This is a genomic window from Mycobacterium decipiens, assembly GCF_963853665.1.
In the GTDB taxonomy this organism is placed as follows: domain Bacteria; phylum Actinomycetota; class Actinomycetes; order Mycobacteriales; family Mycobacteriaceae; genus Mycobacterium; species Mycobacterium decipiens.
Genome location: NZ_OY970459.1, coordinates 1194654 through 1211990 on the forward strand (window position 1 = coordinate 1194654; position 17337 = coordinate 1211990).

17 protein-coding genes and 1 pseudogene are annotated in these 17337 nt (G+C 65.3%); 7 read left to right on the top strand and 11 right to left on the bottom strand.

All coding sequences use genetic code 11. The annotated features are described in order from the left end of the window. Positions 1-23 precede the first annotated feature (23 nt). Together AADZ55_RS05470 and AADZ55_RS05475 are read left to right on the top strand one after the other, a co-directional pair. The gene (locus AADZ55_RS05470) at positions 24-461 is read left to right on the top strand and encodes an ATP-binding protein (RefSeq protein WP_085323437.1); all 438 of its coding nucleotides are present in this window, start codon (positions 24-26) and stop codon (positions 459-461) included. Continuing rightward, the gene (locus tag AADZ55_RS05475) at positions 458-1246 is read left to right on the top strand and encodes an RNA polymerase sigma factor SigF (RefSeq protein WP_085323212.1); all 789 of its coding nucleotides are present in this window, start codon (positions 458-460) and stop codon (positions 1244-1246) included. The genes AADZ55_RS05470 and AADZ55_RS05475 overlap by 4 nt, the downstream gene beginning before the upstream one ends. On the opposite strand, the gene AADZ55_RS05480 is transcribed toward AADZ55_RS05475, so the two are convergent. From AADZ55_RS05480 to AADZ55_RS05515, 8 genes and pseudogenes are all read right to left on the bottom strand, one after another. Next, complete coding sequence (locus AADZ55_RS05480; protein ID WP_085323213.1) at positions 1217-1624, bottom strand: STAS domain-containing protein; 408 nt, start codon at positions 1622-1624, stop codon at positions 1217-1219. The genes AADZ55_RS05475 and AADZ55_RS05480 overlap by 30 nt on opposite strands. Before the next feature lie 224 nt (positions 1625-1848). Then, a complete protein-coding gene (locus AADZ55_RS05485) occupies positions 1849-3654 on the bottom strand; it encodes an acetyl/propionyl/methylcrotonyl-CoA carboxylase subunit alpha (RefSeq protein ID WP_085323214.1) in 1806 nt (601 codons plus the stop codon). 104 nt (positions 3655-3758) lie between these two features. Further along, positions 3759-4178 carry a SufE family protein gene (locus AADZ55_RS05490; RefSeq protein ID WP_085323215.1) on the bottom strand — a complete coding sequence of 140 codons (420 nt, stop codon included), beginning with the start codon at positions 4176-4178 and terminating at the stop codon, positions 3759-3761. Further along, on the bottom strand, positions 4178-5068 hold the full coding sequence (locus tag AADZ55_RS05495; protein ID WP_085323216.1) for a sulfurtransferase: 891 nt from the start codon (positions 5066-5068) through the stop codon (positions 4178-4180). The genes AADZ55_RS05490 and AADZ55_RS05495 overlap by 1 nt, the downstream gene beginning before the upstream one ends. 34 nt (positions 5069-5102) lie before the next feature. Continuing rightward, positions 5103-5591: a pyridoxamine 5'-phosphate oxidase family protein gene (locus tag AADZ55_RS05500; RefSeq protein ID WP_085323217.1), complete on the bottom strand. Its 489-nt coding sequence runs from the start codon at positions 5589-5591 to the stop codon at positions 5103-5105. 132 nt (positions 5592-5723) lie between these two features. Next, positions 5724-6365 carry a nucleoside triphosphate pyrophosphatase gene (locus AADZ55_RS05505; RefSeq protein ID WP_085323218.1) on the bottom strand — a complete coding sequence of 214 codons (642 nt, stop codon included), beginning with the start codon at positions 6363-6365 and terminating at the stop codon, positions 5724-5726. Beyond that, positions 6362-6682 (bottom strand): annotated as a pseudogene (locus tag AADZ55_RS05510) (acyl-CoA carboxylase subunit epsilon); the annotation flags it as partial. The gene AADZ55_RS05505 and the pseudogene AADZ55_RS05510, both read right to left, overlap by 4 nt. Continuing rightward, on the bottom strand, positions 6682-8322 hold the full coding sequence (locus AADZ55_RS05515; RefSeq protein ID WP_085323219.1) for an acyl-CoA carboxylase subunit beta: 1641 nt from the start codon (positions 8320-8322) through the stop codon (positions 6682-6684). The gene AADZ55_RS05515 and the pseudogene AADZ55_RS05510, both read right to left, overlap by 1 nt. A 153-nt stretch (positions 8323-8475) precedes the next feature. On the opposite strand from AADZ55_RS05515, the gene AADZ55_RS05520 reads away from it, so the two are divergent. After that, positions 8476-9273: a biotin--[acetyl-CoA-carboxylase] ligase gene (locus AADZ55_RS05520; protein WP_085323220.1), complete on the top strand. Its 798-nt coding sequence runs from the start codon at positions 8476-8478 to the stop codon at positions 9271-9273. A gap of 41 nt (positions 9274-9314) precedes the next feature. Next, the gene (locus tag AADZ55_RS05525) at positions 9315-9833 is read left to right on the top strand and encodes a PH domain-containing protein (protein WP_085323221.1); all 519 of its coding nucleotides are present in this window, start codon (positions 9315-9317) and stop codon (positions 9831-9833) included. Here the strand turns inward: AADZ55_RS05525 and AADZ55_RS05530 are convergent. Further along, positions 9788-10447, bottom strand: coding sequence for a GtrA family protein (locus tag AADZ55_RS05530; RefSeq protein WP_207568995.1), 660 nt, complete (start codon positions 10445-10447; stop codon positions 9788-9790). The genes AADZ55_RS05525 and AADZ55_RS05530 overlap by 46 nt on opposite strands. Before the next feature lie 100 nt (positions 10448-10547). On the opposite strand from AADZ55_RS05530, the gene AADZ55_RS05535 reads away from it, so the two are divergent. The 3 genes from AADZ55_RS05535 (at position 10548) to AADZ55_RS05545 (ending at position 13608) form a co-directional block, all read left to right on the top strand. Beyond that, a complete protein-coding gene (locus tag AADZ55_RS05535; protein ID WP_085323223.1) occupies positions 10548-11807 on the top strand; it encodes a 5-(carboxyamino)imidazole ribonucleotide synthase in 1260 nt (419 codons plus the stop codon). A gap of 102 nt (positions 11808-11909) precedes the next feature. After that, positions 11910-12425: a 5-(carboxyamino)imidazole ribonucleotide mutase gene (gene purE, locus AADZ55_RS05540; RefSeq protein ID WP_278248513.1), complete on the top strand. Its 516-nt coding sequence runs from the start codon at positions 11910-11912 to the stop codon at positions 12423-12425. 13 nt (positions 12426-12438) lie between these two features. Continuing rightward, positions 12439-13608, top strand: a complete 1170-nt coding sequence (locus AADZ55_RS05545) for an acyl-CoA dehydrogenase (protein ID WP_085323224.1) — start codon at positions 12439-12441, stop codon at positions 13606-13608. A gap of 5 nt (positions 13609-13613) precedes the next feature. Here AADZ55_RS05545 and AADZ55_RS05550 read toward each other — a convergent pair whose 3' ends face one another. Next, entirely contained in the window at positions 13614-15860 is a 2247-nt protein-coding gene (locus AADZ55_RS05550) for a SulP family inorganic anion transporter (protein WP_085323225.1), read from the bottom strand. A gap of 263 nt (positions 15861-16123) precedes the next feature. Beyond that, a complete protein-coding gene (locus AADZ55_RS05555) occupies positions 16124-17311 on the bottom strand; it encodes a CoA transferase (protein ID WP_085323226.1) in 1188 nt (395 codons plus the stop codon). Between the last annotated feature and the right edge of the window lie 26 nt (positions 17312-17337).

Here is a 17337-nt window from a genome sequence, read left to right on the forward strand (position 1 = left end):
ACCGAAGATTGCCGGGAGGCCACATGACCGATGCGGATCTGCGCACCAACAGACGCCAACGAGGTGCCCGCGCCGTTGAGCTGAATGTTGCTGCACGCCTGGAGAACCTGGCGCTGCTGCGCACCCTGGTTGGTGCCATCGGTACTTTCGAGGACTTGGATTTCGACGCGGTGGCAGACCTTAGGCTGGCGGTTGACGAGGTGTGCACCCGGTTGATCCGCTCGGCCTCGCCGAACGCCACCCTCAGCCTGGTGGTCGATCCGCGAGACGACGAACTTGTGGTCGAGGCTTCTGCTGCCTGCGATACCCACGACGTGGTGGCGCCGGGCAGCTTCAGCTGGCATGTGCTGACCTCGCTGGCTGATGACGTCCAGACGTTCCACGACGGTCGTCAGCCTGATGCAACCGGCAGTGTCTTCGGCATCACGTTGACCGCCCGACGGGCGGCCTCCACCCGGTGACGGCGCGCGCTGCCGGCGGTTCTGCGTCGCCACATAGCGAATACGCCGACGTTCCGGAGATGTTTCGTGAGCTGGCCGGTTTCGCTGGCGACTCGCTGGAATTCCAGCGGCACCGGGACAAGATCGTGGAGCGGTGTTTGCCGCTGGCCGATCACATCGCGCGCCGTTTCGAGGGCCGCGGCGAACCACGCGACGACCTGGTTCAGGTCGCGCGGGTCGGGTTGGTCAACGCCGTGGTTCGCTTCGATGTCGAGACCGGATCCGACTTCGTCTCCTTCGCGGTTCCGACCATTATGGGCGAGGTTCGACGACACTTCCGCGACAACAGCTGGTCGGTCAAGGTTCCCCGGCGTCTTAAGGAACTGCATCTGCGGCTGGGCGCCGCCACCGCCGATCTGTCGCAACGGCTCGGGCGTGCGCCCACCGCATCGGAACTCGCGGTGGAACTCGGGATGGACCGCGCCGAGGTTGTCGAAGGTCTGGTGGCGGGCAGTTCCTACAACACCTTGTCCATCGACAGTGGTAGCGGCAGCGACGACGACGCCGCCCGGGCAATCGCAGACACCCTGGGTGACGTGGATGCGGGTCTCGACCAGATCGAGAATCGCGAGGCGCTTCGTCCATTGCTCCAGGCACTGCCCGAGCGGGAACGAATGGTGTTGGTGCTCAGGTTCTTCGAGTCGATGACGCAAACGCAGATCGCCGAGCGGGTCGGCATCTCACAGATGCACGTATCCCGGCTGTTGGCGAAGTCGCTAGCGCAACTGCGGGATCAGCTTCAGTAGCCGCGGCTGTCTTTGTCCGGCCCCGTTTTCCGGTTCCGCTGTCGGCAGCGCGCCGTCGGGGTCGCAGATCCGCAATAGCCGGCACACTGCCTGGCTAGGTACCATTCCCCAGTGCACGTCTGCGGCCGAGCACATGACGTTGATCCGGTGGAGTGCCGAAAAGCCGGCAGTACCAATGAAATCCACGCCACGCAGATCCAGCACCAGCCAGCTGCAATTCCGGGCGCAGCGCTGGACGTAGTTGGCGAGCTGATCGGCGTTGGTGGCGTCGAGCTCACCGGATACGCTGACCAAAGCGACTGAGGGTCCCCAACGGGCGGTGAACTCAGCGGTGTGGCTCTTTTGCCAAGATTGGGTCACAGGCATTGTTGGCTCCATCAGTTGACGAGCATTCGTTGCTGTGGATTACGTCAGGCGCGCGGAAAAGCCTTTCGTGGCAGCGAATTCGCCAACGCAATCCCGGGCGGCTGTGAACTCAACCTTCCTCAAACCCTACTCGCGCTGTGCGAGGTCGACAAACGTTCTCCAATCTAATTCACAGAATCACTGGTCAGATGGGAGCAGCCGTTGCCTGGTTAGCCGGCAGCGTTCTGATTGCCGGGCTACTTGATCTCGGCGAGCACCGTACCTTGGGTGATGGCGGCACCGGCCTCGACCGCCAGTCCGGTGATGGTGCCGTCCTTGTGCGCGGTGACTGGGTTCTCCATCTTCATCGCCTCAAGGACCACAACGAGGTCGCCGGTTGCGACCTCCTGTCCTTCTTCGACCGCTACCTTCACCACGGTGCCCTGCATAGGTGCGGTCACCGCGTCTCCCGAGGCGGCCGCGCCGGCGTGCGCACCCCGCTTACGTGGCTTGGGCTTGCGCCGAACGACACCGCTCGTACCGACCGGGTCGCAACCGCCGCCGTTGGACAGCGCGAGATCGGCGGGCAGCGAAACCTCGATCCGCCGGCCATCGATTTCGACGACCACCTTCTGCCGCGGCCGGGCGTCCTCGTCGTCGAGCGGTTCGCCGCCGGTGAAGGGTTCGACGGTGTTGTTCCACTCGGTCTCAATCCAGCGGGTGTGTACCGCGAAGCCGCTGTCGTCACCGATGAATGCCGGGTCGGACACCACCGCGCGGTGGAACGGGATGACGGTGGCCAGGCCTTCGACCTTGAACTCGTCCAGCGCGCGTCGGGCCCGCGCCAGCGCCTCGGTGCGGTCGGCGCCGTACACGATCAGCTTGGCCAGCATCGAGTCGAATTGGCCACCGATCACCGAGCCGGTTTCGACACCGGAATCCACCCGCACACCCGGGCCGCTGGGCGGATGGAACATCGTCACCGGTCCGGGGGCGGGCAGGAAGTTGCGTCCCGCGTCCTCGCCGTTGATCCGGAATTCGATGGCATGCCCGCGGGGGGTGGGGTCCTCGGCCAGGTCCAACTTCTCGCCGTTGGCGATCTTGAACTGCTGCAGGACCAAGTCGATGCCCGCGGTTTCCTCGGTGACCGGGTGTTCGACCTGGAGGCGGGTATTGACCTCCAGGAAGGAAATCAGTCCGTCCTGGCCGACCAGGTACTCGACGGTTCCGGCGCCGTAGTAGTGGGCCTCTTTGCAGATCCGTTTCGCCGATTCGTGGATCTCCTTGCGCTGCGCGTCCGTCAGGAACGGGGCCGGCGCCTCTTCGACGAGCTTTTGGAAGCGGCGCTGCAATGAACAGTCCCGGGTGCCGGCGACGATGACGTTGCCGTGCTGATCGGCGATCACCTGCGCTTCGACATGGCGGGGTTTGTCCAGGTAGCGCTCCACGAAGCACTCGCCGCGGCCGAACGCGGCGACGGCCTCACGGGTGGCCGACTCGAACAGTTCGGGGATCTCGTCGATGCTGCGGGCCACCTTCATGCCCTTGCCGCCGCCGCCGAAGGCCGCCTTGATCGCGATCGGCACGCCGTACTCGTGGGCGAAGGCCACCACCTCGTCGGCGTTCTTGACCGGGTCGGGGGTCCCGGGCACCAGTGGAGCCTGGGCGCGGGCCGCGATGTGACGGGCGGTGACCTTGTCGCCGAGGTCACGGATCGACTGCGGGCTGGGGCCGATCCAGATCAGGCCGGCATCGATCACGGCCTGGGCGAACTCGGCGTTCTCCGCCAGGAAGCCGTAGCCGGGGTGGATGGCGTTGGCGCCGGACTTGGCGGCCGCGTCGAGGATCTTGGCGATGTCGAGGTAGGACTCCGCCGAGGTCTGACCGCCCAGGGCGAACGCCTCGTCGGCCAGACGAACGTGCGGAGCCTCGGCGTCGGGTTCGGCGTAGACGGCCACGCTGGGCAGGCCGGCATCGCGGGCCCCCCGGATCACCCGGACTGCGATCTCGCCGCGATTGGCGACGAGAACCTTGGAGATCCTCGAGCTGGCGTGACTAGCCACTGCGCCTCCTGTAGGGCTGTTTCGTCTCTAAGAGAATTTCTTACAAGTCTTTGTCGGGGAAGTTTATGCGGAGCGCCCACGGCCCGGTCACGCGGTTCCCCAATTCAGCCCGCTTCGCGCACTCGTCGCTTGATCCGGGCCAGCATCGCCGACATGCCCCGCAACCGCAGCGGACTGATCAGCGCGGCCAGACCCAGGTCGGTGTAGAAATCCTCGGGCACCGCCAAGATGTCGGCGGCGGGTTGCTCGTCCAGACCGGCGGCGAGGATCGAGGCGAACCCACGGGTGGTTGGCGCTTCGGCCGGCGCGCTGAAGTGCAGGCGCACCCGGTTCGGATCACTCACGTCGACATGCAAAAACAGCGGGGACTGGCACTCGGGGACAGGCTCCATAGCGGACTCGACCAGGTGCGAAGGAAGCGCCGGCAGCTCGTTCGCGAATTCCAGCAGCAGCGTCAGCTTGTCCTGGCCCTGGACTTCGGCGAAGTCGGACACCACCTCGGCCAGCGGCGCGGGCAGACTCATCAGACCGGTACAGCTCCCGGTTCTTCGCCGGCAACGATCGGCACTCGCACGGTATTACCCCACTCGGTCCACGAGCCGTCGTAGTTCCGCACGTCGGGTTTGCCCAGCAGGTGGGTGAGCACGAACCAGGTATGGCTGGACCGTTCCCCGATGCGGCAATAGACAACGGTCTTGTCGTTCGGGTCGAGGAAGCCGTAGAGCTCGTCGAGCTCGCCGCGACCGCGGAACCGACTGGTTTCGTCGACCGCCATCCCCCACGGGATTGACCTCGCGGTGGGAATGTGGCCCGCGCGCAGCGCCCCTTCCTCAGGGTAATCGGGCATGTGGGTGCGCTTGCCGGTGTACTCGTCGGGGGAGCGGACGTCGATCAGCGGCTGGCTGCCCAGGATGGCCAGCACGTCGTCCTTGAACGCGCGGATCGGGGCGTCGTTGCGCTGCACGACGGGATAGCCGGTGGACGTCTTGGTCGGCACCGCGAGCGTGGTCTCCCGGCCTTCGCCAAGCCATAGGTCACGTCCGCCGTTGAGCAGTCGCACATCGGCGTGGCCGAACAACGTGAATACCCACAACGCGTAGGCCGCCCACCAGTTGCTCTTGTCGCCGTAGATCACCACGGTGTCATCGCGGGCGATGCCCTTGCGGTCCATCAGTTCGGCGAACTGTTCGCCGTTGATGTAGTCACGCACCCTCGGGTCGTTGAGATCAGTGTGCCAGTCGATCTTGACCGCGCCGGGGATGTGGCCGACGTCGTAGAGCAGAACGTCCTCGTCGGATTCGACGATCACCAGGCCGGACGAACCCATATTGGCCGACAGCCAGTCAGCGGTGACCAACCGTTCGGGGTGGGCGTAGGCCGACAGGGTGGGGCTTGGATCTGGGGGTAGCGGCACATCATTGAGCCTACCGCCGGAGATTGCGATGTCATCAGTGCTTGCGCACCACCCGTTCGGGCCCGCCCGGGTTCCAGACGGTGATGTCCAGATGGCCATCTCGAACCTCTACCGCCGATGCTCCGGTGATGTCGGTTCCAAAGAGGGCGAAGGCTTGCCCGCGCAGATCGAATCCGGTCTCGTCGAACAACGCCGCGGCGAAGCGTTGACGTAGTGCATCGTCGGGACAATCGTGCGCAAGACCGTATAGCTTCGCGTCGCCGTCGGTCACCTGGGTGTCGATGGTTGCGGTGTGCAGGCAGAACCTCGGGTCGCGCACGATATCAGCGAATTTGGTGGTGCCGGGCATGCCTGGGAGCCACAACCGGTCCTCGAATAGTCGCGGCTCCATCGGGCTGATCCGCGGGAACCCATCAGACCGGAGGGTGGCCAGCAGGCAGAGGTTGCCGGCGGCGTGATGGCGACGGGTGAAGATCGTCGTGATGTGCGGCGCTTGGGTGGCGAAATCTATCCAGGCAGTCATGGTCCGACACTACGGTTGGCTCGGCGAACGAGCCGCGGTCACGAAGATCGCGACACTGCAACCAGGCACAAGACGCGCCGGGCGGGGTCGCCGGGGATTCATTCTCGAGGCTGTCGACGTCGACGAGCACCCTCAGTTGCCAGCGTTTGGCGCCCACAGTGCGCTGACCGACAGCCCCATCCGCGCCAACAGCGACCGCAGCAGTGGCAGGCTCAGGCCAATCACATTTGACGGATCGCCATCGACACCGTCGATGAACCAACCACTCAGGCCGTCGAGGGTGAATCCGCCAGCGACCCGCAATGATTCCCCGCTTGCTAGGTAGGCCTCCAGGTCCTCCGGCGTCGGCGTTCCGAAACGCACTGTGGTTATTGCTGTTTCAGCAGCGTGGCAGGTGATTTTGTTGTCCAGCAATCGGATAACGCAGTGACCCGTGTAGAGTTCGCCGGCGCACCCTACCATCGACTGCCACTGTTGCCGTGCGTCGCGGATGGATTCCGGCTTGCCGCATAGCCGGCCATCCTTGTAGAGCATCGAATCGCAGCCGATGACAACGCAATCCGCCGCGACTCTGTGGTCCACAGCCGTTGCGACTTGCTCGGCCTTGGCCCGGGCCAGTGCAGCCACGACGTCGACCGGCGTGACATCTGACCCCAGCGCCGCGGTGGCCGCATCCTCGTCGACTCCAGAGACCACCACCAGCGGGTCGATGCCCGCCTGGCGAAGCACTTTGAGCCGACCGGGTGACGCGGACGCGAGCACCAGCCGGGTCATCGGCGCATGTGCATCATTTCCTGCAGCGTGATCCGCTGCCAGCTAAAGACGGGATAGCGCAACATATCGACCGGCAGCCCCCATCGGGCGGACTCGGGCGCCGCGGAGGGGGCCGGACTTGTGATGCTGCCCAACACCGCAATCAACGCGGCCAACTCCTGATCGGTGGGTCGTCCCTTGAGTATCTCGATATGCGGCTGGTGCGGGTGCGCAGCCGGTGCTGCGGTCACGGTCTCGTTCCCGTCGCTCACTTCGTTGGTTCCGCTCACTCGACTCAGGATCGGATTGTTCGTCTCTTTCCCGTCACTCACTCGACTCACAGCGGAATGTTCCCGTGCTTCTTGGGGGGCAGCTGCGCGATCTTGCGTTCCAGCAGGCGCAGCGCTGTGCCAATGTAGCCGCGGGTGTGCGACGGCGGGATCACCGCGTCGACGTATCCGCGTTCGGCGGCCACGTACGGGTTGACCAAGGTGTCCTCGTACTCCTGTTGCAGCTGCAGCCGCAGCGCGTCGACATCCTGCCCGTTCGCGGCTGCCTCGGTCAGCTGCTGGCGGTATACGAAGCCGACCGCGCCGGACGCCCCCATCACCGCGATCTGCGCGGTCGGCCACGCCAGGTTGACGTCGCAGCCCATGTCTTTGGAGCCCATGACGCAGTACGCGCCGCCATAGGCCTTGCGGGTGATGACGGTGATCTTCGGGACAGTGGCCTCGCCGTAGGCGTAGAGCAGCTTGGCGCCGCGCCGGATGATGCCGTTGTATTCCTGGCCGGTGCCCGGCAGGAAGCCCGGAACGTCGACCAGCATGACGATGGGGATATTGAAGCAGTCACAGGTCCGCACGAACCGGGCGGCCTTCTCCGAGGCGTCGATGTCCAAGCAGCCGGCGAAGTGTGTCGGCTGGTTGGCGACAATGCCCACCGGCCGGCCTTCGATGCGCCCGAACCCGACCACGATGTTCTGGGCGTAGCCGGCCTGAATCTCGAGGAACTCGTCCTCGTCTAGGAGGCGGGTTATCACCTCGTGCATGTCGTAGGGCTGGTTGGGTGAGTCCGGGATCAGCGTGTCCAACTCGAGGTCCTCGTCGGTGAGGTTCTCCTCGATGGGCCCGGTTGCAGCGGCGGCCTGGTAGCGCGGCGCGTCGGAAAAGTTGTTAGGCGGCAGGTAGCTCAGCAGCTCGCGAACGTAGTCGAAAGCGTCCTGCTCGCCCGATGCGGCGTAGTGCGCTGTGCCCGACTTAGCCATGTGGGTGTGGGCGCCGCCGAGCTCCTCCATAGTGACTTCCTCGCCGGTGACGGTCTTGATCACGTCGGGGCCGGTGATGAACATCTGGCTGGTCTGATCGACCATGATCACGAAGTCGGTCAGGGCAGGGGAGTAGACGTGCCCACCTGCGGCGGCTCCCATGATCAGCGAGATCTGCGGGACGACACCGGAGGCCAGGATGTTGTTGCGGAAGATCCGGCTGTACAGGCCCAGCGAGACGACACCTTCCTGGATGCGCGCACCCGCACCGTCGTTGATGCCGATGAGCGGACGGCCGGTCTTGATCGCGAGTTCCTGGACCTTGACGATCTTCTCGCCGTACACCTCGCCGAGGCTGCCGCCGAACACTGTGGCGTCTTGGCTGAAAATGCACACGTCGCGGCCGTCGATGGTGCCGTAGCCGGTGACCACGCCGTCGCCGAGCGGGCGCTTTTCGCCGAGGTTGAAGTTGGTGCTGCGGTGCCTGGCCAGCGCGTCCAACTCGACGAACGAGTCCTCGTCCAGCAACGCGTAGATGCGTTCACGAGCCGTCAGCTTGCCCTTGGCGTGTACCCGCTCGACGGCATCCTCGCCGACTGGGTGCAGCGACTCGTCCCTGCGCTTGTGCAACTCCGCCAGCTTGCCCGCGGTGGTGTGGATGTCGATGGTGTGCTCGGCAGCGGGCTCAGCGGTGTGGTCGGTAACGCTTGTCATGGGAGACGATGGTATCGGCACGGTAGCCAACGGTCGGCTCGGTGCCCGCTACGAGTTCGTCAAACGCCTGATGAGCTTGCGCCGACCGCGATGTCATCCGCGACATTCCCGCGTCGAATGGGCCGTTGTTCGGCGCCTGCCTAAGCTGACCGGATGACCGACCGCGATCAGCTCAGGCTGCCCATGGACGCCACGGCACTGCGTGCCGACGTGACCGGATCGTTTTGGCGGCAACTCGAGGTCGTCCAGCAGACCGGTTCCACGAACGCCGACCTGCTCGCACGCGCGGCGTCCGGGGCCGATATCGACGGTGCGGTGCTGATCGCCGAACATCAGACCGCCGGGCGTGGGCGGCATGGCCGCGGCTGGTCGGCCACTCCCCTTGCACAGATCACCATGTCGGTCGGCGTGGGTGTCGGCGACGTACCGGTCGAGGCGTGGGGCTGGGTGTCGCTGGCCACCGGGCTGGCCGTGGTTGACACGGTCGCCCCCCTCATCGAGGTGACCGGGGTCGAAGCGACCCTCAAGTGGCCCAACGACGTGCTGGCCGGGGGTGGCAAGCTGGCGGGCATCCTGGCCGAGGTCACTCGGCCGTTCGTGGTGATCGGCGTGGGACTCAACGTCACCCAGGCCCCCGAGGAGGTCGACGGCCCGGGGGCGACCTCACTGCTGGACGTCGGGGTGGCGGCACCGGACCGCACGCGCATCGCGAGCACGCTGTTGCGCGAACTCGGAGCCCGGATCGCCCAGTGGCGCAACGCCGATCCTCAACTGGCGGCCGACTACCGTGCTCGCAGCCTGACCATCGGCTCGCGCGTGCGCGCCGAACTCCCCGGCGGACAGGAAGTCATCGGGCTCGCGCGTGACATCGATGATCAGGGCCGGCTGTGCATCGAAGCGGATGACGAAATCGTGGTGGTTTCCGCCGGCGACGTGGTGCATTTGCGCTAACTCGCGCGGGCCTGACGGATCCTAGCGCTAGTGTCGCCACCATGAGCTATCCGGAGAACGCTCTGGCCGCTGGTGAGCAGGTCGTTCTGCACCGACATCCGCACTGGAAGCGGTTGATCTGGCCCGTCATCGTCCTGATTGTGATGACCGGGTTGGCGGCGTTCGGGTCTGGGTTCGTCAACTCGACGCATTGGGAGCAGATCGCTAAGAACGTGATCCACGGCGTGATCTGGGGGATCTGGTTGGTGATTGTCGGCTGGCTCACCCTGTGGCCCTTCCTGAGCTGGCTGACCACACATTTCGTGGTCACTAACCGGCGGGTGATGTTCCGGCATGGCGTGCTGACCCGCAGCGGGATCGACATCCCGTTGGCACGGATCAACAGCGTGGAGTTCCGGGACCGGATTTTTGAGCGGGTGTTTCGCACCGGGACGCTGATTATCGAGTCCGCGTCACAGGATCCGCTCGAGTTTTACGACATTCCGCGCCTGCGGGAGGTGCACGCGCTGCTGTATCACGAAGTTTTTGACACCCTGGGCACCGAAGAGTCGCCCAGCTGAGCGACCCGGTTGGCCCGGTTGCGCCAGGCCCGCAGCAGGGTGACATTGCCGCCCTCGAGGGTGTCCTCGAAGACTTCGGCGATGCCGCCTGCCGTAAGGGCGGATTCCAGGGCCTTGTCGGGGTTACGGGCGAACTCGTCGGGAAATACCCAGCGCCGAAACGCCCAGAAGCGGAACCCCATTTGCAGCAGGTTGCCGATGATGTAGGCGGAGATGAAGTCGGCGATGTTCTCCATGGTCAGGGACACCATCGGCACCCGCAGCTGCAGGATGTAGCTGGAAAACCACAGCGGCGCCATGCTCAGCAGCACCCCCACGCCGCTGAACGCGAAGAACAGCAGCGCCTCATGGTGGCGCTCGCGGCCGCCGCGGTCGCGGAAGCTCCACTCCCTGTTCAACACGTAGGACGCGATGACCGCGACAATGCCGGCGATCACCTTCGCGGTTACCGGCTTCGGCTCGAGAATCGTCAGCTTCAGCGTGTAAAAAATCACCGTGTCGATGATGAATGTGGTCCCGCCAACGATGGCAAATTTGATCAGCTCATGGTGGCGCTGCGCATAGGGCTGGACCACCCCGGGTAGACGCGCGATCGTGGCATCGGCAAAGGACACAACAGGGGAGTCTACGGATGAACACAAAATCGGTGCAAAATGATACATAACGATTTGGTTCCATAGCCGGCCAAACACGCCGGTCAGGTCGCATGACACCATGATGGCCGTGCCGAGTTCACGCACCCCCATGGTCGCCCCTCTAGTCGCGATGGTCGGCGGCGGTCAGCTGGCCCGGATGAGCCATCAGGCCGCCATCGCGTTGGGTCAGAACCTCCGTGTGCTGGTCGATTCCGCCGACGACCCGGCTGCGCAGGTCACACCCAATGTAGTGATCGGTTCATGCACCGATCTGGAAGACCTGCGCCGCGTCGCGGGTGGAGCCGACGTCCTGACTTTTGACCACGAGCACGTTCCGGGCGAGCTGCTGGACAAGCTGGTCGCCGAAGGCGTCAATGTCGCCCCGCCTCCGCATGCCCTGATACACGCCCAGGACAAGTTCGTCATGCGGCAGCGGCTGGATGCAGTGGGCGTCGCCGTGCCGCGCTACGCCGCCATCAAGGACCCCGACAGCCTGGACGAAATTGACGCCTTCGTTGCCCGTGTCGGTGGCCCGATCGTGGTCAAAACGGTGCGTGGCGGCTACGACGGCCGGGGCGTTCGGATGGCACGAGACCTGGCGGACGCCCGTGCCATCGCGGGCGAATACTTGGCTGCCGGCGTGTCAGTGCTGGTCGAGGAACGAGTGGAACTGCGCCGCGAATTGTCCGCGCTGGTGGCGCGGTCGCCCTTCGGCCAGGGTGCGGCGTGGCCGGTGGTCCAGACGGTGCAACGTGACGGCATCTGTGTGCTGGTGATCGCGCCCGCGCCGGCGCTGCCCGACAATCTGGCCACCGCGGCGCAACAGTTGGCGTTGCGATTGGCCGCCGAACTCGATGTGGTTGGCGTGCTCGCCGTCGAGCTGTTCGAGACGAACGATGGGGCCCTGCTGGTCAACGAGCTCGCGATGCGGCCGCACAATTCCGGACACTGGACGATGGACGGGGCTCGTACCAGCCAGTTCGAGCAGCATCTGCGTGCGGTCTTGGACTACCCGCTCGGCGATACCGACACCGTCGCGCCCGTGACGGTAATGGCCAATGTGCTCGGGGCCGCGCAGCCGCCGGCAATGAGCGTCGACGAACGACTGCACCATCTCTTTGCGCGTATGCCCGACGCCCGCGTTCACCTCTACGGCAAGGCCGAGCGGCCCGGTCGCAAGGTGGGGCATATCAACTTCCTCGGCTCCGACCTGGCCGAGTTGCGTAGCCGCGCTGAGCTGGCGGCACACTGGTTGTCACACGGGCAGTGGACGGACGGATGGGATCCTCACGCCGGCGACGATGCAGAGCGGAGCGATGAGGAGGAGCGGCGTAGATGATTCACGCCGGCGGCGATGCAGAGCGGAGCGATGAGGAGGAGCGGCGTAGATGATTCACGCCGGCGGCGATGCAGAGCGGAGCGATGAAAAGGAGCGGCGCACGTGACTGAACGGCCGCGCGTCGGGGTGATCATGGGCAGCGACAGCGACTGGTCGGTGATGGCCGATGCCGCCGAGGCGCTCGACGAGTTCGACGTTGCGGCCGAGGTTCGGGTGGTTTCGGCGCATCGCACCCCGGCGGTGATGTTCGACTATGCCCGCGGCGCGGCCGAGCGCGGGATCGAGGTGATCATCGCCGGCGCGGGCGGGGCCGCGCACCTGCCCGGTATGGTCGCCGCCGCGACGCCGCTGCCGGTGATCGGCGTGCCGGTTCCGCTGGCCCGGTTGGACGGCCTTGACTCGCTGCTGTCGATCGTGCAGATGCCGGCCGGGGTGCCGGTGGCCACGGTGTCTATCGGCGGCGCCCGCAACGCCGGTCTGCTGGCCGTGCGCATCCTAGGATCGTCGGACCCGCAGCTGCGGGCCCGGATCGTCGAGTTCGGCGACCGGCTGGCAGACACCGTGCGGGCCAAGGATGCCGCACTTCAGGAGCTTCGGGGTAAGTTAACCCGCGACTAACAAGGAGGTCGAAATGGTTGGGTGGGCCGGAAACCCGTCATTCGATGTATTCAAGCTGCCCGAGGAACACGACGAGCTACGAGCGGCTATTCGAGCTTTGGCGGAGAAAGAAATCGCACCGTACGCCGCCGAGGTGGACGAGCAGCCCCGGTTTCCCGAGGAAGCGCTGGCGGCCCTGAACGCGTCCGGTTTCAACGCAGTCCACGTTCCAGAAGAGTACGGCGGTCAGGGCGCCGACTCGGTCGCGGCCTGCATCGTGATCGAAGAAGTCGCCCGCGTCGACGCGTCTGCATCGCTGATTCCCGCAGTGAACAAGTTGGGCACCATGGGCCTGATCCTGCGGGGTTCGGAGGAGCTGAAGAAGCAGGTGTTGCCAACCCTGGCCGCCGAGGGGGCGATGGCGTCCTACGCATTGAGTGAGCGGGAGGCCGGCAGTGACGCGGCGTCGATGCGCACCCGGGCCAAGGCCGACGGGGATCACTGGATTCTCAACGGCGCCAAGTGCTGGATCACCAACGGCGGTAAATCGACCTGGTACACGGTGATGGCGGTGACCGATCCGGACCGGGGCGCCAACGGCATTTCGGCGTTCATGGTGCACAAGGACGACGAGGGGTTCACCGTCGGTCCGAAGGAAAAGAAGCTCGGGATCAAGGGTTCACCAACCACCGAGCTGTACTTCGAAAACTGTCGCATCCCCGGCGATCGGATTATTGGTGAGCCCGGTACCGGCTTCAAGACCGCGTTGGCCACGTTGGACCACACCCGTCCCACGATCGGCGCCCAGGCGGTAGGTATTGCTCAGGGCGCATTGGACGCCGCCATCGCCTACACCAAGGACCGCAAGCAATTCGGCGAGTCGATCAGCACCTTCCAGGCCGTTCAGTTCATGCTGGCCGATATGGCGATGAAGGTGGAGGCGGCGCGGCTGATGGTTTACACGGCCGCGGCCCGGGCCGAACGCGGTGAGCCGAACCTCGGCTTCATCTCGGCGGCCTCGAAGTGCTTTGCTTCCGACATGGCGATGGAGGTCACCACCGACGCCGTGCAACTTTTTGGGGGCGCCGGCTATACCACCGATTTCCCCGTCGAGCGGTTTATGCGCGACGCCAAGATCACCCAGATCTACGAGGGTACGAATCAGATTCAGCGCGTGGTGATGTCGCGGGCCTTGCTGCGCTGAGTGTGCTACGGGGTGCCGGCCGGTTCCGCCGGGCGCACGATGCCGTTCTGGTTCACCTCGTACACCCGCGCGGTCGCGATATCGAAGAAGATACCGACAACCTGCAGATCGGCGGAAGCGACCGCCGGTGCCACGATCGGGTGGCGGGCAAGCCTTTCCACCTGAACGGCGACGTTCACCACGCTCAGTTGGTCGGCTTCCGGGTAGCCGCTGGCCTCGGCGCTTCGGCGGGCCGGATGGTGATCCCGGAATGCGACCAGACTGTCGCGGGCATGTTCGAGCCAATGGCCGATGGGCGTCGTCGCCTCGCCCGCGGTGTCCTCCAATACGGTCGTCATCGCGGCGCACGCCGAATGTCCGCAGACGACAACCGAACTCACGCCGAGCTGGTTGACGGCGAAATCCAGCGCGGCGTCGACCGATCCGTCGGTCGGAACGGTCGGGACCAGGTTGCCGAAGTTGCGGACGGTGTACAGGTCACCGGGCCCGCTGGCGGTGATGACGTTCGGCAGGATCCGTGAGTCGGCACACGTCAGGAACAGTGCATACGGGTCCTGCTTGTCGGCAATGTGGGGGTGTAACACCGCCGCACCGTTGCGGTGGTACTCATTGACGCGGTCGAGAATCGACGCGTTGCCATCGCCATTGCGGTCGCCGCGCGCGGAGCGCCAGGGAACGAGTCCGATCGGATCGGACGCGTAGTGGCGCTTCGGCGGGCTAGCGTGCGCGTGATGTAGCTTCGCGGGCGACGTTTCGACGATTGCTACCACCCCGCCCCGTGCCTCGTGGGCGCGTTTCCAGTCGGAGATGGCATCGGAAACGGAGTCGTCGATGTAGTCCGCGTTCAGGTTCAGCGTGACCTCGGCCCCTTCCGGCAGCGTCGACAGCACGGTGGTCAGGCGGGGCAGCAGCAAGAAGCTCAACGTGCCGTCGATATCGATCCGCCATTGCTTCGACTGCTCGCCACCCACCGGTCTCACTTCGACGGGCGCGCGTACAACCCGGACCAGGAGGAATACAATCGCAACGGCAAGTCCAATGGCCACACCTTCGAGCAGGTTAAGGAACACCACACACACGATGGTGATTGCGTAGATTGCGAAATTGCCTGTGCGCCAGGCCAGTTTGATGTGGGCCAGCGTGATGAGCTGGGCACCGATCACGATGAGCAAGCCGGCCAGCGCGGCCTTGGGAATGAGTTCCACCAGGTTGGTGAACAGGGACGCGAACAGCAGCACCCACACGCCGTGCAGCACCGCCGACATCCGGGTCCGGGCCCCGGCGGCCACATTGGCGGAGCTGCGCACGATGACACCGGTGATCGGCAACCCACCGAGCAATCCGGATACCACGTTCGCGCTGCCCTGCCCGATTATCTCTCGGTTGAAGTCCGTGCGCGGGCCGTGATGCAGCTTGTCGACGCCGACCGCGCACAGCAGCGATTCGACACTGGCGATCAAAAAGATCGTGAGGGCGCCGACAACTATGGCGCCGATCTCGTTCGTCCATGGTTGCCCGCTCGGCAAGGTTTCGGGAAGCCGGGGCAGGCTAATGGCTTCGAAGAAGTTGCCCGAAAGGTTAATTCGCTCCACATGGAAGTCCACGACCAGCGATAACGTGGTCGCCCCGGCGATGGCTATGAGTGGGCCGGGAACGATACGCACCTTGGCGGGCAGCTTCGACCACACCAACAACAGGGCGATGACCGTGCCGCCAATGATCACTTCATGCAGCTCGTGGTTGAGGATCCCGTTGGGCAACGCCACGATGTTCTGCCACGCCGAGCTATGCGCTGTGCCACCCAGCAAGACATGAATTTGCTGCAACGCGATGGTGATCCCGATGCCCGCCAGCATGGCGTGCACCACGACCGGCGCAATGGCCAGCGCAGCGCGAGCCAGCCGACTCAGGCCGAACACGATCTGCAGTACACCCGCGCCGATGGTCATCACGGCAAGCGTCGGCCAGCCGAGCTCCTGGATCAGCCCGGCGACCACCACGGTGAGACCCGCGGCCGGGCCGCTGACCTGAACCGACGACCCACCGAGCGATCCGGCGACAATGCCGCCTACCACCGCGGCGATCAACCCGGCGATCAGCGGGGCCCCGGAGGCGATCGCGATCCCCAGCGAAAGTGGCAACGCGACGAGGAACACCACGAGTGATGCGGGAACGTCGTGCCGCAGATTGGCCAGGATCGACTGAGATCGAGATCCGGGCGTATCGGCCGAGCTGCTGACAGCGGTGCTCATGGTAAGACTCCTCGGAACGGTCGGAACGTCATCGGCGGCGGTCCGCTAGCGCAAGCTGACGACCCTCCATGACCGGCGTGAACGTGGTGTATCAATGGGGTGTCCACCGGGGCGTCGTAATAGACGGGCCTCGCAGACAGCAAATGAATGTTGCCGCCCGCGAAAGGCGCATGAAAATCCTCCACGAGGGACTGGCTGATGCTATGAACCCGGCACGGATTCATTGACAACTCAAAGAAAGCCATTGTTCTTGACTGACGAACTCAGGGGCGAGCCAGCAGCACGGCGTTGTGCGCACCGGCGGCAGGCGGCGCATCGGTGACCGCAGCGCGGAAGCTGGAGTAGCGCGCCGGAGTGCGGATCACCGTGACGGCGTCCGCACCGCTACCGACATCGAGGGCGAGGTCGTTCTCGGCGAACAGGGGGGTGTCGACGACCTGTTTCCAGGTGTAGGCGAGGCAGGCCATGAGGCCGTTGGCCTGCAGCAGTTCTACCCATTCTGCAGCAGTCTTGCTGACCAGCGCGGATTCCAGCTCGTCGGTCAACTCGGAGTAGTTGATGGACCGCGCGCGTTGTTCGCTGAACCTCTGGTCGTCCAGGAGGTCGGGCCGACCGATGAGGTGACACAGCTTCTCCCAGTGCTTGGGCACATACGCGCTGATGACGATGTACCCATCGGCGGTGCGGAACGCATCCGATGGCTGGGTGGCGAAGCCGACTCCCTTGCGCCGCTTGCCCTTAGCTGCCGGTTCAGGTTTGGGCTGGTCGCCGTCGTCCGGCCGGTTGAGGTGCATGGTCAGCTGGTTGGCTTGCAGCCCCACCGCGACGTCGTACATCGCGACCTGTACGACGTCGGCCACTCCGTGTCGCTCGCGGTTGAGCAGCGCGGCCAGCACCGCCTGGGCCAGCACGTGACCGCTGGCGTTGTCGACGAGCTGGAACGGGATTATCTGAGGCTTGCCGTCCGGGGTGGGCATCCCGGTGGTCATGCCGGCCTCGGCGGCCACCATCAGGTCGACGCCCGGCCGGCTGCCGTGCGGGCCATTGCCGCCGTAGGCCGTCAGGCGCGCGTAGATCAACTTGGGATTGCGCGCGCGCAACTCATCGGGGCCCAGGCCCAGCCTTTCCATGGTGCCCGGCCGAAACGCCTCCAGGACGACGTCGGCGGTGTCGGCGAGCCGCAGTATCTGCTGCTTGGCCTCGTCGGTGGTCAGGTCCACGGTCACCGATTTCTTGCCCCGGTTGTTGGGCAGGAAGTAGGTGGCCAGCGGCGGGCGTCCGGGCAGCACCGAGGTAATCCGACGGGCCGCTTCACCGCCGGGCGCCTCGACCTTGATGACCTCGGCCCCCAGGTCGGCCAGCACCTGCCCGGCCAGCGGCCCGGCTACGTTCTGGGTGAAATCCAGCACCCGAAATCCGTCAAGCGGTCTGGCGGGGTTGCTGTTCGGCATCGGCGGGGCCCTTCTCTAGCGTGCGG